The 14,461-nt window shown below is 32.8% G+C and carries 12 protein-coding genes; 6 read left to right on the top strand and 6 right to left on the bottom strand.

What is annotated here, in order from left to right; genetic code table 11:
- Positions 1–97: 97 nt before the first annotated feature.
- Genes DK442_RS23835 through DK442_RS23825 form a run of 3 tightly spaced genes read left to right on the top strand, consistent with a single transcriptional unit; the run spans position 98 to position 3,521 of the window.
- Positions 98–1,390: an amidohydrolase gene (locus DK442_RS23835; RefSeq protein WP_109438430.1), complete on the top strand. Its 1,293-nt coding sequence runs from the start codon at positions 98–100 to the stop codon at positions 1,388–1,390.
- An 11-nt stretch (positions 1,391–1,401) separates the two neighbouring features.
- Complete coding sequence (locus DK442_RS23830) at positions 1,402–2,961, top strand: FMN-binding glutamate synthase family protein (RefSeq protein WP_109438429.1); 1,560 nt, start codon at positions 1,402–1,404, stop codon at positions 2,959–2,961.
- A 41-nt stretch (positions 2,962–3,002) separates the two neighbouring features.
- A complete protein-coding gene (locus DK442_RS23825) occupies positions 3,003–3,521 on the top strand; it encodes a hypothetical protein (protein ID WP_109438428.1) in 519 nt (172 codons plus the stop codon).
- Positions 3,522–3,607: 86 nt separating this feature from the next.
- Here DK442_RS23825 and DK442_RS23820 read toward each other — a convergent pair whose 3' ends face one another.
- From DK442_RS23820 to DK442_RS23800, 5 genes are all read right to left on the bottom strand, one after another.
- Positions 3,608–4,306, bottom strand: a complete 699-nt coding sequence (locus tag DK442_RS23820; protein WP_109438427.1) for a hypothetical protein — start codon at positions 4,304–4,306, stop codon at positions 3,608–3,610.
- A 59-nt stretch (positions 4,307–4,365) separates the two neighbouring features.
- A complete protein-coding gene (locus DK442_RS23815) occupies positions 4,366–5,529 on the bottom strand; it encodes a family 16 glycosylhydrolase (protein WP_109438426.1) in 1,164 nt (387 codons plus the stop codon).
- Positions 5,530–5,742: 213 nt separating this feature from the next.
- The gene (locus tag DK442_RS23810; protein WP_109438425.1) at positions 5,743–6,666 is read right to left on the bottom strand and encodes a patatin family protein; all 924 of its coding nucleotides are present in this window, start codon (positions 6,664–6,666) and stop codon (positions 5,743–5,745) included.
- A 6-nt stretch (positions 6,667–6,672) separates the two neighbouring features.
- Positions 6,673–7,566 (bottom strand): patatin family protein, encoded by an 894-nt coding sequence (locus tag DK442_RS23805; RefSeq protein ID WP_109438424.1) that lies wholly within the window; start codon positions 7,564–7,566, stop codon positions 6,673–6,675.
- An 8-nt stretch (positions 7,567–7,574) separates the two neighbouring features.
- Entirely contained in the window at positions 7,575–9,695 is a 2,121-nt protein-coding gene (locus DK442_RS23800) for a M1 family metallopeptidase (protein ID WP_235011027.1), read from the bottom strand.
- A 365-nt stretch (positions 9,696–10,060) separates the two neighbouring features.
- Here DK442_RS23800 and recG point away from each other — a divergent pair, with 365 nt between their 5' ends.
- Both recG and DK442_RS23790 read left to right on the top strand, forming a co-directional pair.
- On the top strand, positions 10,061–12,163 hold the full coding sequence (gene recG, locus DK442_RS23795; protein ID WP_109438423.1) for an ATP-dependent DNA helicase RecG: 2,103 nt from the start codon (positions 10,061–10,063) through the stop codon (positions 12,161–12,163).
- A 60-nt stretch (positions 12,164–12,223) separates the two neighbouring features.
- The gene (locus tag DK442_RS23790; protein WP_109438422.1) at positions 12,224–12,679 is read left to right on the top strand and encodes a hypothetical protein; all 456 of its coding nucleotides are present in this window, start codon (positions 12,224–12,226) and stop codon (positions 12,677–12,679) included.
- Positions 12,680–12,708: 29 nt separating this feature from the next.
- On the opposite strand, the gene DK442_RS23785 is transcribed toward DK442_RS23790, so the two are convergent.
- Positions 12,709–13,077: a hypothetical protein gene (locus tag DK442_RS23785; protein WP_109438421.1), complete on the bottom strand. Its 369-nt coding sequence runs from the start codon at positions 13,075–13,077 to the stop codon at positions 12,709–12,711.
- A 136-nt stretch (positions 13,078–13,213) separates the two neighbouring features.
- On the opposite strand from DK442_RS23785, the gene xerA reads away from it, so the two are divergent.
- The gene (xerA, locus tag DK442_RS23780; RefSeq protein ID WP_109438493.1) at positions 13,214–14,287 is read left to right on the top strand and encodes a site-specific tyrosine recombinase/integron integrase; all 1,074 of its coding nucleotides are present in this window, start codon (positions 13,214–13,216) and stop codon (positions 14,285–14,287) included.
- Positions 14,288–14,461 lie beyond the last annotated feature (174 nt).

The following is a 14,461-nucleotide window of genomic DNA, read 5'->3' as shown; positions in this document are numbered from 1 at the left end:
AAGTATTTATATAAGCATATTTTAAAAATGATTATTATACTTGCTGATTCTAACATTTTTTAGATTATTTGACTTCTAAAATAATATTGATAAACTCATGAAAACACAAACACAATCTATTGTATTTATCCTTCTAATGGTTTTTTGTTCTATTCAGGCACAAAAAATTGATCCTGATATAAAAACCACAGCAGAAAAATTAGAATCCAAAGTAATCGAATGGAGACGGGATTTTCATCAAAATCCTGAGCTTTCGAATCGAGAATTCGAAACTGCTAAAAAAATTGCCAAACATCTTAAGGATTTAGGTATGGAAGTAACAGAAAATGTTGCAAAGACCGGTGTAGTTGGTATTCTTAAAGGAAGAAAAGAAGGTAAAACTGTGGCTTTAAGAGCAGATATAGACGCGTTACCGGTTACAGAACGTGCTGATGTGCCCTTTAAATCGGTGGTAAAAACTACTTTTCTGGATACAGAGGTTGGAGTTAGTCATGCTTGTGGCCACGACACTCATATTTCTATCCTTATGGGAGTTGCAGAAACTCTTGCCAAACATAAAGATAAAATAAATGGAACCGTTAAGTTTATTTTTCAACCTGCAGAAGAAGGCCCTCCTCCAGGAGAAGAAGGCGGAGCAAAATTAATGATCAAAGAAGGAGTACTAAAAAATCCCGATGTTGATGCTATTTTTGGTTTGCATATTAATTCTGGAACAGATGTTGGAAAAATTAGATATAAACCAGGAGGAACAATGGCAGCTGTAGAACGATTTGTTATTAATGTAAAAGGAAAACAAACTCATGGTTCGGCACCATGGACAGGGGTCGATCCCATTTTGATTTCTGCTAAGATAATTGATGGTTTACAAACTATTATTAGTAGAGAATCTCCTCTTGTAAGTGAGGCTGCAGTAATTACAGTTGGTAAAATTACTAGTGGAGTACGTTTTAATATCATTCCCGAAAGCGCAGAAATGATTGGTACTGTACGTACATTAGACCCTCAAATGAGAGCACTTATTATTCGTCGTATGAAAGAAATGGTACCTTCTATTGCCAAAGCTTATGGCGGAGAAGCAACTATTGATTTTCAAAATAACACATCAATTACTTATAATGACCCGGATCTTGTAACAAAGATGTTACCCACCATTGAAGGTATTGCTGGTAAAGAAAATGTAATTTTATCTAAAGCAACTACTGGTGGTGAAGATTTTTCTTATTTTCAAGAGGTTGTCCCTGGATTTTATTTCTTTTTAGGAGGAAAATCTCCTGAAGCTAAAAAAGTAGCAGCACATCATACTCCGGATTTTTATATTGACGAAAGTGGATTACTATTAGGAGTTAAAGTAATGTCACAATTAACACTTGATTATCTTAATGCGCAATAGATAAAATAGAAATGGAAAGTATACTTAGTTTTTTAGGAGCGATCCCTTGGTGGGCATGGGGTATTGCTGTATTAGTAATGATTGCAATACGAGATATCTTTTTTAATCAAAGACATACTATTAGTCATAACTTTCCAATTGTTGGCCATCTAAGATATTTACTAGAGAGTATTGGTCCAGAAATTAGGCAATATTTTGTAGCAAATAATAGAGAAGAACTTCCTTTTAACAGGATTGAACGAGGGTGGGTCTATGCTTCTTCAAAAAATGAAAATAACTACGAGGGTTTTGGTACAGATAGAGATATCTATGTGCATCAACATATTTTTGTTAAGAACTGTATGATTCCTTTTAAAATGGATAAAAATCATCCTAACAAAGAAGACAAATCCTTTCTTCCTTGTGCAAAGGTGATGGGGCTATATAATAATAGAACAAAACCTTATCGACCAGGATCTGTGATTAATATCTCTGCAATGAGTTTTGGTTCTCTTTCTGCTCGAGCTGTAGAATCTTTAAATATCGGAGTACAAAAATCAAATGCGTATCATAATACCGGTGAAGGCGGACTTTCTCCCTATCACAGTAATGGTGGTGATGTTATTTTTCATTTCGGAACAGGGTATTTTGGTGTAAGAAATGAAGATGGTGATTTTTCAATGCAGAAGATGAAGGAATTAGTGACAAAAAACCCTTTTATTCGCGCCATTGAAATTAAGTTATCTCAAGGTGCAAAACCAGGGAAAGGCGGTGTACTACCCGGAACAAAAATCACTCCCGAAATTGCACAAATACGAGGAGTAGAAGTTGGTAAAGATGTTTTATCTCCTTCTTCGCATACTGCTTTCACAAATGTTCCTGAACTTCTTCAATTTATTGAAGACATTGCCTCAGAAACAGGACTTCCTGTCGGGATAAAAGCAGCTATTGGTAAAACAGAGCAATGGGAGCTCCTTGCTGAGCTTATGGCAAAAACAAATAGAGGTCCTGATTTTATCACTATAGATGGTGGCGAAGGTGGTACAGGAGCGGCACCTCCAAGTTTTGCTGACCATGTATCTCTTCCTTGGGTCTATGGATTTACTGCTATTTATAAAATTTTTCAAAAACACAATTTAACCGATAGGGTAGTTTTTATTGGAAGTGGAAAACTAGGTTTTCCTGCTAAGGCCGCTATGGCCTTTGCTATGGGTGTAGATTGCATAAACGTAGCCCGAGAAGCTATGATGAGTATTGGTTGTATCCAGGCACAAATATGTCATACCAACCGTTGTCCAAGTGGTGTAGCTACACAAAGTAAATGGCTACAAAAGGGGATTAATATACCGCTTAAATCTGATCGTCTTGCTCAATATTTTAAGACCTTCAGAAAAGAGTTTACAGAAATCACACATGCAGCCGGGTATGAACACCCTTGCCAGTTTACTATGAACGATATCGATCTTAATGTAGATGATGGAGAATTAACTAAGACGTTAGAAGAATCTTTTAAATATGCAAAAACCAAAGTAGAGTATACTTGTAATCAAGATTTAAAAGAATGTACGTATCTTGGAGGCTATTCTAAATAAAGAACTGAAAAACAATCTTACCATATAACTAATACAATAGAATGAAATTTGAAATTATACCTTTAATTATTTCTTTAATCCCAGCAATACTTATTACACTACTTGCAGTATATTTTTTTAAAATGCATACTACAAATGAAGAAAGACGACGTAGGTTTCTTTTGCACAAAGAAAATCAAAAACAAGCCCTTCCTCTTAAACTTCAGGCATATGAGCGTATGGTTTTATTTCTGGAAAGAATATCTCCTGGTAAATTATTAACCAGAATGGCTCCTGTAGGAGAAGATAAAAAAAGTTATGAAACCCTATTAGTACATACTATAGATCAAGAATTTGAGCATAATCTTACCCAGCAAATCTATATCTCTGATGAAAGTTGGAATACAGTTAGAGCAGCTAAAAATGCTACAATTGGTATTATCAGAAAAGCTACTTTAAAAGAAGATGTCGATTCTGCTGATAAAATGAGAGAAATTATTCTTACCGAATTAGTAGAAAAAGGTTCTCCTAGTGATACAGCATTAGCTGTAATCAAAAGCGAGGTTAGCGGACTTTTTTAGTTTTATAAAGACTCCTAATTATCATATAAAACCGGTTATTCTATACGATAACCGGTTTCTTTTTTTATTAAAACGTTTCTTTTATCTTAAGGAGTAGAAAAAGCTGTTACCGCAGATTTGGTTTTATTACCAAAAGCATCATTGGTAACAATCTGAATATAATAGGTAGTTGCAGCGGTTAAACTTCGACTTGCTATTGTTGTACTAGTTGTATTTCCTAAAACATCTACCGGAGGGTTTGTGGTTCCCAAAAATACATCATAAGATGTAATATCATTATCTTCATCTGCACCTATCCATTCTATGGTTTTTGATAAACCGGTTAAAACATCCAGATTTTTTGGAGTGCTTATTTCTGCAGGAAAAGGAGCATAATTTACAACACCTTCTGCTGGACTGTAAAATTCCCAAACGGGACTTGTACTCGTTTCTGCATCTCCAGAGCCAATAGCTGTCACGGACCAGGTATATGAATTATCCTGTAATAATTTAATTTTGACAGTAGTTTCTCTTGATGATACTTTCGAAGTCGTATTTGTTTTTAAATCTGTAATATTAACGATATAACTTACTGCATTTTTTGCCGTATTCCATTCAAAATCAATTTCACTCTCTGTAGAAGATATAAATGTACCAGAAGTACAGGTTGCATTTTCTGATGGAAACACCAAAGATGCAGGGTCAGGAGTTACTCCAGAAGGGGTCCCTTCCCCATCATCAGAACCACTACAGTTCAATAAAAAAGCAATCCCAATAAGTGAAACTATTATTTTAATTTCTTTCATTTTTATTTTTTTTAAATTTCTTTACTTCTTTTTTAATCCTTTATATAAGGACTGGTCACTTAGTTCTGAGGTTCTTTAATAACTAATTCAAAACATTGTTTAAAATCAGGAAGACCTTCGGCAGTAATACATACCGTATAGTTTCCACTCCCAAGACCATCAAAAGATGTAATTGTATCAAATTCATTCGACATTGAGGTTCCTTCAATAACCGCAGTATACTGAAGTTTCTGTGTAGCCTCAATTGATATTGTAGCATTTTTACTTCCTTTACAACTTTCTCCCGCCGATCGTACCTTAAAATTAGTATTTGTGATATTAATTGCCTGACAAATATCATTAGGCAACCCTTGACAATCACTCGTTCCAACGGTTGAACCTAAACTCCATACTCGTACCCAGTCAATTTCAAAACTTGGTAATGTTTGTCCAGCTTGAGCTGCAGTGGCTGCATCTGGATGATTAGGTTGAAAACCTCCTGATCCACTATTATAATCTGCAACATCTACTGTATGTGGAGAAGATGACAATATAAGGCTCATATCATAAGGGTCATTTGCCGCATCTTCAGGCTGATCTGTGGTTAAGTATTTTACTCCATCATAGTAAAAAGAAACTTCTGTAGGAGTCCAATACATCCCCCATACATGCCATTCGAATGCATTTCTAGTTCTTACACTTTCTATGCTTGCATCAATTTTGGTTTTACCATCGATTACTCTTTTTTCACTATAATGATGAGAAGTTGTTGCTTTATTTTCGAAGAATCGTGTAGCAAAACCGCTATACTCCATTAAATCAAATTCTGTAGCAGTTGGTCCAGGAGCTCCATTTCGAAAATTTTTCCCCCAAATCCACCATGTTGGCCAAATACGTCCATTAGGATCTGCAGTTATTCTTATCCTTGCTTCGTAATAACCATACCTATCATTTCCAATAGGTTTACGTCTGGATTCAATCCATCCTCCAAGAGGTCTACCTCCTGCGGGATAAGTATTATTTATTTTTAATGTACCACCACTTACATCAAGAGAGTTACTACTAAATCCTCTTAGTTCATCTGTTCTAATAATCCAGTCACTTGTATTCACTGAACTTCCATCAAATTCTTCAGAAAATATTTTAACCCAAGGTGTATTTGGTGGTGGTATTTGCGCATTCATACTCATTATTGCAAAAAGAAAGGCTAATGCAAAAATTCTTTTTAATACAATTCTTATCATAGATATTTTTTGTTTTAAAGAAACTTAATAAAAGTGAATGCTAGTAACAGATATGGTTTTTTAAGTATAAAAAATATAAATTATTTCCTTTTTTAATTTGAATATCCCTAAAGTTTGTATGATCTGAAGGAATATACGGTCAACAACAAATTGCACTAGTAAGAACAGTGTCTAAAAATTGATATATCATTAAAAGTATCTTAAGCTAGACAATTACCCGGCTAAATCAATATCTTTAAGTTTATTTTCTTCTGCTTGTTTTGCTTTTTCTGCGGCATATTCAAATCCTTGTCTCCACCAGCTCCCCATTAATTTTTTATTAAAAATCAAAGAATTCTCGGTGAGTTTAGAAGGTGTATAATATAAATTTAACGGTACATTTTTATTAATTGCAGCTAATTTACCAACTACAGTATCATGACCTTCAACTTGATCTAACATATGGCTAAACAAATTCACCATAAGAGAAAATGGATTTTTTCCAAGAACTTTATTGTACTCCATGTTTTCAGATTCTAGAATAATGGCATCCACCTCTGTAGCTCCACGTCGTATTGCTTCTCTAATAGGAACCATACATCCAAAACCACCATCTGCATATTCGTAACCATCTTTGGTTGCCAAACTCATAAAAGGAACGTAATTACAAGATATCCAAACCCAGTCACAGAAGTCTTCATAAGAACAATCTTTTATAGATTTATACTCTGTTCTATTTTTGGTAAGGTTAGTAACGGTAACAACAATATCATCTACTTTTTTACGAGCCAATCTAAATTCTGCTTCTGAGAAATTCCTTCTAATAGCTCTTCTTAGGTTTTTACTTTCTCCAAAAGTTCGTTTTCTTTTAATGAACTGCCATAATGATGAAAAAAAGTTAACAGATACAAACTCTCGATTTCCTTTTTTTCTGACTATAAATGGATTTACATTAAAAATTGTATGTTGATTTACATTGGTATAGATATCGTACATTCTATCGATATTCCCTAATGCCAGCTGTGCAATCAATAAACTACCTGTAGAGGTACCTAAAAAAAGATCATATTTTTTTCCTTGTTCCTGGATCAGATATTGTGCTACACCACCGGCATATGCTCCTTTACTTCCTCCGCCTGAAATTACTAATGCTCGCATATTTTTTTATAAGGGGTTTGATATATTTTTTTGTTTTGCAAATTCATAACCTTTTGTCCACCATTCGGTCATTTTTTCTTTATCAAAAATTAATGAATTTGTCGTAAGGACAGTTGGAGTAAAATATAAGTCCATGGATACATCTTGTTCTATTGCTCTAAATTTACCAATTCTAATGTTTTGATTTTCAATTCTATCCATCATAAAATCGACCATATTGGTTATTAAAGAGAAGGGATTCTTTGTAGGCATACGATTAAGGTAATTAACTTCCGTTTCTAAAACGATAACATCGATCTCTGTTGCTCCTCTTTTAATAGCTTCTTCTATCGGCACCATAGACCCTAACCCTCCATCAACATAATCACAATTATTTTTCCTGACCAAACTCATAAAAGGTGGATAATTGCATGATATCCAAATCCAGTCCAAAAAATCCTCGTATGTACACTCTTTAATAGATTTATACTCAACAATATTAGCCGAAAGATTAGTCACCGTAACGATAACATCCTTTTCTCCTGATTTTAAAATTTCAAAATATTCATTAGAAATTGCACTTCTTACAAGGTTTCTTAAATTTTTACTATCCCCAAATGATTTTTTACCTCTAATCAGATTACGCAAAACATTAAAATGATTAATACTAATACTTGTATATCCCTTTTTCTTTTTGACAATAAATGGACAGTTTCTAAATATTGAAGATTGATTTACCGAAGTATAAAAACTTTTTATTTCTTCGATTTTAGACAAAGCCAAATGTGAAACTAAAAGACTTCCCGTAGAGGTACCAAGAAAAAGGTCATACTCTCTATCTAAATCTTTAATTAGATACTGTGCTACGCCACCTGCAAAAGCTCCTTTACTGCCACCTCCGGAAATTACTAATGCACGCATATTCTATTTTATGGGGTTAATTTTTTCTGTAAAAAATCTTGTTGATTTTTTGGTAAATTATTCATTAAAACTACATATTTCTTTTGATATTTTTCATTCTTTAATAATTTATCAAGAATTTTTCTACAAGAGTTTCTAAAACGCCAATTATGGTGTGTGGCACCATCTACAAGATGTATTAATGATTTGTCGGAAAAAGCCTGTAAACTTTCCAAATAAGTAAAAGCGCTCTCGCGAGTATTAAAATTAAATTTTGGTGCTGTATAGTTTACCAATTCAAAGTAAAACTTTTGATGATTTTCAGTTTGATACTCTTTAGTATTTAAAGCTAAAACTAACCAAAGCATTCTAACATTTTTAGTATTAAAGCCTATCACTTCCTTGGTTAATTCTAAATATTCTTTTCTTTTTTCTGGAAAACTAGCCCATAAATGATACAAGGCCGGTTCTATGGTTGCATATGATGGATCACTTAATAAGGATTCATATTGTTGTTGTAAATCCTTAGGAACATCGCTTAAGGTATTGGCAATAGCTTGTCGAACAAAAATATTATTTGTAGCAAAAGCTTTATCATATAAGGCAATAATTTCCTGATCTGATTTTCCTTCTAGTTGATAAATCACCTCTTGACCAATGTAATCATTTACAGGAAAATCCAGTGCTTTTGCTAATCTCCCCCATTTTCCTGCCAAGGGTTGTGTGCGTTCCTGAGCTAAACCGAGGTAACTCTTAATAAAATCGGATTTGGTAAGAATATCTAATGCTTCTTGTGAAGGGAATTTTACATTTTCTAACCATAATTTCTTGAAGGAAGTCAAATCAGTACCACTCACCTCTTCTGCTATTGTAATAAAATCATTTGTGGTTGCATTCTTAAATTTATGTTTTTCTAGGTAGTTATGAATTACTATTTTAAAACTGGTATCTCCTATAAGGTCTCTAAGTGCATGAATAGCCCAGGCTCCTCTTTGATAAAATGTTAATGAACTCGCTTTGGGATCTAATAATGCTGTAGCATTTTTTGTTTTGGATAATTCTGTAAGTTGCTCTGCACTTTCATATAATTTATATAGAAAATAATCCTCTCCAAAAATTTCTTTTTCTGCTAATAAAGCATAGTATGTTGCAAAACCTTCTTGCAACCAATGGTGAGTCCCTTCAGTTTCTGTAACCAAATCACCAAACCACTGATGTGCCAATTCATGCGCATTTACATTAATATAATTTCTATCAATAAAAGCAGTTTCATCTACTACAAAAGCATCAGAAAAAATAGTAGTCCCTGTGTTTTCCATACCTGCATATAAAAAATCTTTTACAGGAATTTGTTTATAATTCTGCCAAGGAAAAGAATATCCTATCTCTTTCTCCAAAAAATCAAATATCTTCTTACTATGCTTGTATGTAGATTGATATTTTTCTTTATCTCCAGGGTAGTAATACATTTCTAAAGGTGTTCCATTTGCAGAAACTTCGACTACCTTTTCATATTTACCAATAGCAAAAGCCACTAAATAACTACTCATTGGCTTTTGCATATCATACTGCCAACTTTGTATAGAATCATTGATCGCTTCGTTCTTTACAAGTTTTCCATTTGCTATTACTTCATATCCTTTTTCAAAATCAATAGACAGATCAAATACTACCTTTTCATTCATATCATCAAAACTAGGCAACCAATTAGAAGTATATTTACCTTGACCTTGTGTCCATATCTGATCTTTACCATGATAATCTTTAACAAAGTATAATGCTTTTTTGGGCGTGGCTTCAAATTCAATTGAGATCTTATGTTTAGCATCTACTTTAAAATCAGAATTAATAACAATCTTCTTGTCATCATATTTAAAGTTTGCTTTTTCTCCATCCAGGGTCACGGTTTTGATTTTCATGTTTTGCGCATCCACAAAAATAGATGTTGCCGTTTTTAACATTGTTAATGTATACTGTACTTTTCCTTTTACAGTTTTTGTTTTTGCATTGACCAATACATCTACTTTACCCTCTAAAAAATCAACTTGTGATTGTTCTAAGGTATTGCTATACATTAAGTCTGAATCTACCTCCAGCGCAAAACCCGTATATGAAAATAAAACTGTAAAAAGGGCTAAAATTAATTTCATTTGTCTCTGTTTCTTTTATTTATAATAAAATGAGATTTGTATTAAAGTTGATTTAGTCGAGTTTTAAATCCTTTAATATACTCCTAACACCTCTTTCATCAATCAAACGTTCTGCCAAAATAACGATTTTACTCTGTCTATGTGGCAAATTTTAGCTCTAACCCAAATTACTCATTAGAAAATCTACTACAGCTGAAAAACTCCTTCAAACACAATCGCTTTGCTACATTTTTAAGTTTAACCATAGCGCTACTATGCTAAAACTTAGAAAATATCAGTGTTTATTGTATTTTCCAACTTCGTAACGAAGTTCTAATGAGTAATTGGGGTTGAACTATTTTCTAAGAAATACTATCTTCGTTCTAATGAATCCTAATATTTTACAAACTCCTATTGATTACCTTAAGGGTGTTGGGCCATCCCGTGCAACGCTCTTACGTTCTGAATTAGGTATTCATACCTATCAAGATTTTATTAACCTATTCCCTAACCGATATCTCGATAAGACAAAATATTATAAAATCAATGAATTACAACGTAATTCTGCAGAAGTACAGATTATTGGCAAAATTATCAATATAAAAACTGTAGCACAGAAGAAAGGAAAACGTTTGGTTGCTAAGTTTATAGATGACACTGGCGAAATGGAACTGGTATGGTTTAGGGGACAAAAGTGGATTAAGGAAAACCTAAAACTTAATACTCCTTATGTTATTTTCGGGAAAACGAAATACTATAATGGGTTTAATATGCCACATCCAGATATGGAGTTGCTTACAGAACATGAGAAAAACTTAAGAACTGTCATGCAACCTATTTACCCTTCTACAGAAAAGCTTTCTAATAAAGGCATCACAAACCGTGTAATGAGTAAAATGATGCAACAACTATTTGTTGAAACCAAAGTACGTTTTTATGATACACTTTCGAGTGAAATTCTGGAGGAATTAAAGTTAATTTCAAAAAGTGAAGCTGTTTTTAATGTTCATTTTCCTAAAAACCAAGAATTACTTGCTAAAGCACAATATCGTCTTAAGTTTGAGGAGTTGTTTTACATACAGTTACAACTCATTACCAAAAAGCTGATTCGAAAACAAAAAATCAAAGGTTTTCCGTTTACTGAAGTCGGAGAACATTTCAATACCTTTTATAAAAATCATCTTCCTTTTGAGCTGACCAATGCTCAAAAAAGGGTTATTAAAGAAATTCGCAATGATATTGGTAGTAGCGCCCAGATGAATCGACTCCTTCAAGGAGATGTAGGTTCTGGTAAAACCATAGTGGGATTAATGACTATGTTATTGGCTATAGATAATGGTTTTCAGGCTTGTTTAATGGCTCCCACAGCAATTTTGGCTAATCAACATTATATGGGAATCCAGGAGCTCACGAAAGATCTGGATGTGAATGTAAAACTATTAATGGGAAGCTCTAAAGTTAAAGAAAGGCGGCAAATTCATGAAGAATTAGAAAATGGCTCACTACATATATTAATTGGTACCCATGCTATTCTAGAAGATAAAGTACAGTTTAAAAATCTTGGACTTGCTATTATTGATGAGCAACACCGATTTGGAGTAGCACAACGTGCAAAATTATGGCATAAAAACACGTATCCTCCTCATATTCTTGTAATGACTGCTACACCCATACCCAGAACATTAGCTATGAGTTTATATGGAGATCTGGATATTTCTGTAATTGATGAGCTCCCCCCTGGTCGTAAAGCCATTAAAACTGTACATCGCTACGATAGTAATCGTCTAAAAGTATTTAAGTTTATCGCCGACGAGATCCAAAAAGGTCGCCAGGTTTATGTGGTATATCCACTAATTCAGGAATCTGAAGTTATGGACTATAAAGATCTTATGGACGGTTATGAAAGTATTGCTCGCTCCTTCCCTGCTCCACAATATCAAATTTCTATTGTTCATGGTAAAATGAAACCCGCTGATAAAGATTACGAAATGGATCGTTTTGTAAAAGGAGAAACTCAAATTATGGTAGCTACTACTGTTATTGAGGTTGGAGTCAATGTCCCAAATGCCAGTGTAATGATCATTGAGAGTGCAGAACGATTTGGTTTATCTCAATTACATCAATTGCGTGGACGCGTGGGGCGAGGTGCAGAACAAAGTTTTTGTATTCTTATGACAAGTTTTAAACTGTCTGCAGACAGTAAAACCCGATTAGAAACGATGGTTCGCACTAACGATGGCTTTGATATTGCCGAAGTAGACTTAAAATTACGTGGCCCAGGCGATATTATGGGAACACAACAGAGCGGAGTACTAAATCTAAAAATAGCAGACATTGTAAGAGATAATGATATTTTAAAGACTGCTCGTTATTATGCTATGAAGATTCTAAATGATGATCCTTCCTTATCTGCTGAAAAAAATAAAGTATTATTATACACCTATCAGCAGTTAGCTAAGCATAAAAACATATGGAATTATATTAGTTAACATATACTAATCCAAAAGTATCTTTGTTATTACATTTATAGTCAATGCAATAATAATAATATGAAAAATTTAGTCCTCTTTGGTTTTCTTTTGTTCTTTTCTACCCCTTCTGTTTTTGGTCAATACTTAAAAGAACAAGAATGGACAACGCTTTCAAATTATAAAAAATCTAATGATAATACTGGTTTTGAAGCATTTCTTAAAAAACGGGGTTTTTCTAAGTCAGATCAAACTAATGATAAATATGTATTTTATAACTGGAAGAAAACTGATAGTTTTTATTATGGAGTAAGAGTTAATTCAAAATCCGGACAAGTTACTTATATGACTAATGATCAAAATTATGTTTTAAAATTATTATCCAGATTTGTTTCAGAATATTCGCATATCAAATCTGAGAAACAAGGCACTCTTGCTATGACACATATTTTTCAATCACAAACTAGTACCATAGCTGTTAAATTAGATTTATCAACAGATTCGGGAACGCATTTGTTGTTTGCCAGTAATAACTGATAAACAAAACGTTTAATATTTACGTAAAATTACACCTCCATATATTTTTGCCATTTTACCAAAATGTACTTTTCTTTTTGATTTTCTTTCAGCAATAAAAACCCATATTCGTAGCAAAAAAGATAGACTTGTCCTTTGGTATTTTTCCAGTAGTGTGTAAAATATTTTGGATTGAAACCTTCTGCTAGTAATTTCTCTTTTCTTACAGTTGATAAACCTGATTTATTATAAGCTTTTAGTATTTTTCTATTCGTCTTTAATTGTTTATCTATTTTATAATACTCATCTTCTTCTTGTTTTCTTTTTTCATATTGCTGTGCAGATTTGCAATATGCAGAGCAATATTTTTTATCTGACCTTCCCGTAATTACAGTATCACAAACTGGGCATTTTTTCATTATAATTTTTTTAAACGAATAATATGCGAATATTATACGGATAAAACACGATTAAAGTATTTTTTTCCATCATTTTTACCCTATGAATCCTTCTAAACACATAACAATAAAACATCTATTTATACAAAATGAGAAAATGATCGGTTTACAATTTTATCCGGATAAAGTCATACACGCTTTGGTAAAAGAATTACCTAATCCTAAGTGGAGTAAAACATATGCTATGGTTTACATTAAGAATACCAGGGAGAATCTAGATATAATTTTTGAAACATTTCGTGGTATTGCATGGATTAATAGTAATTCCTTTTTTAAGGAGAAAACAATAAGGAATAATACTCCAATCGATATTAACTGGTATCGCAACAGAGTCAAAACTACTTCTTATAATTACGTCCCTGAAGAATATTTAAAAAAACTAGAACTTAAAAGATACGCTCTAAACACTTGTAAAACTTATATTTCTCAATTTGAAAAATTTATCAACCACTTTTACGATTGCCCAATTGTAGAACTATCTGAACAAGAGATACGTAATTATTTACAACATCTGATTCGAGAAAATAAGTCTAACAGCTATATTAATCAAGCTATTAATAGTATTAAATTTTATTATGAGGTCGTAATGGGAATGCCTAATCGATTTTATAGTATTGAAAGGCCTAGAAAAGAACAGAAGCTACCCAGCATATTGGCTAAAGAGGATATATTAAAAATGATTAACCTTACAAAAAACCTAAAACATAAATGTATTATTAGTTTGTTATATTCTTCTGGATTACGAAGAAGTGAATTATTAGATCTAAAAATCACAGATATCAATAGTAACAGCATGCTTATTAAGGTAAGACAAGCTAAAGGAAATAGAGATCGATATACGGTTATTAATCAAGTGGTTCTTAATAACCTTAGAGCATATTACAAAATATACAAACCAAAACTATACTTATTTGAGGCCATAAAACCTGGAAAGAAATATAGTCCTACCAGTGTCTTTAAAGTTGTTACTCAAGCTGCGAAAAAGGCTAAAATCAATCAATCGGTACATCCACATATGTTAAGGCATAGTTTTGCAACACACCTATTAGAAGAAGGAATAGATTTACGATATATACAAGTCTTGTTAGGGCACAATTCCAGTAAAACAACAGAAATTTATACCCATGTAGCAATAAAAAAGTTTAAAAACATAAAAGATTTATTAATTTAGTTCCCCACATAAAAGAAATATAGTTACCATGGTAACTATATTCAATTGTTGTGTACAATATGATGAAGAAGTTAATTTTAATATTATTTTTTTTACCACTCACCGTAATCGGACAACATCTCAAATGTTGTGAATCTCAAAAAGAAGTGGAATCTTATCTGAGCGGAATATGGA

It is taken from the genome of Aquimarina sp. AU119 (assembly GCF_900312735.1).
Lineage (GTDB): Bacteria > Bacteroidota > Bacteroidia > Flavobacteriales > Flavobacteriaceae > Aquimarina > Aquimarina algiphila.
The sequence above is the reverse complement of the archived record's forward strand: the minus strand, read 5'-3'. Positions and strand labels throughout refer to the sequence as shown.

Coding starts and splice junctions, on each gene's coding strand:
- DK442_RS23835 (WP_109438430.1), top strand. CDS start 98: ATGAAAACACAAACACAATCTATTGTATTTATCCTTCTAATGGTTTTT.
- DK442_RS23830 (WP_109438429.1), top strand. CDS start 1,402: ATGGAAAGTATACTTAGTTTTTTAGGAGCGATCCCTTGGTGGGCATGG.
- DK442_RS23825 (WP_109438428.1), top strand. CDS start 3,003: ATGAAATTTGAAATTATACCTTTAATTATTTCTTTAATCCCAGCAATA.
- DK442_RS23820 (WP_109438427.1), bottom strand. CDS start 4,306: ATGAAAGAAATTAAAATAATAGTTTCACTTATTGGGATTGCTTTTTTA.
- DK442_RS23815 (WP_109438426.1), bottom strand. CDS start 5,529: ATGATAAGAATTGTATTAAAAAGAATTTTTGCATTAGCCTTTCTTTTT.
- DK442_RS23810 (WP_109438425.1), bottom strand. CDS start 6,666: ATGCGAGCATTAGTAATTTCAGGCGGAGGAAGTAAAGGAGCATATGCC.
- DK442_RS23805 (WP_109438424.1), bottom strand. CDS start 7,566: ATGCGTGCATTAGTAATTTCCGGAGGTGGCAGTAAAGGAGCTTTTGCA.
- DK442_RS23800 (WP_235011027.1), bottom strand. CDS start 9,695: ATGAAATTAATTTTAGCCCTTTTTACAGTTTTATTTTCATATACGGGT.
- recG (WP_109438423.1), top strand. CDS start 10,061: ATGAATCCTAATATTTTACAAACTCCTATTGATTACCTTAAGGGTGTT.
- DK442_RS23790 (WP_109438422.1), top strand. CDS start 12,224: ATGAAAAATTTAGTCCTCTTTGGTTTTCTTTTGTTCTTTTCTACCCCT.
- DK442_RS23785 (WP_109438421.1), bottom strand. CDS start 13,077: ATGAAAAAATGCCCAGTTTGTGATACTGTAATTACGGGAAGGTCAGAT.
- xerA (WP_109438493.1), top strand. CDS start 13,214: ATGATCGGTTTACAATTTTATCCGGATAAAGTCATACACGCTTTGGTA.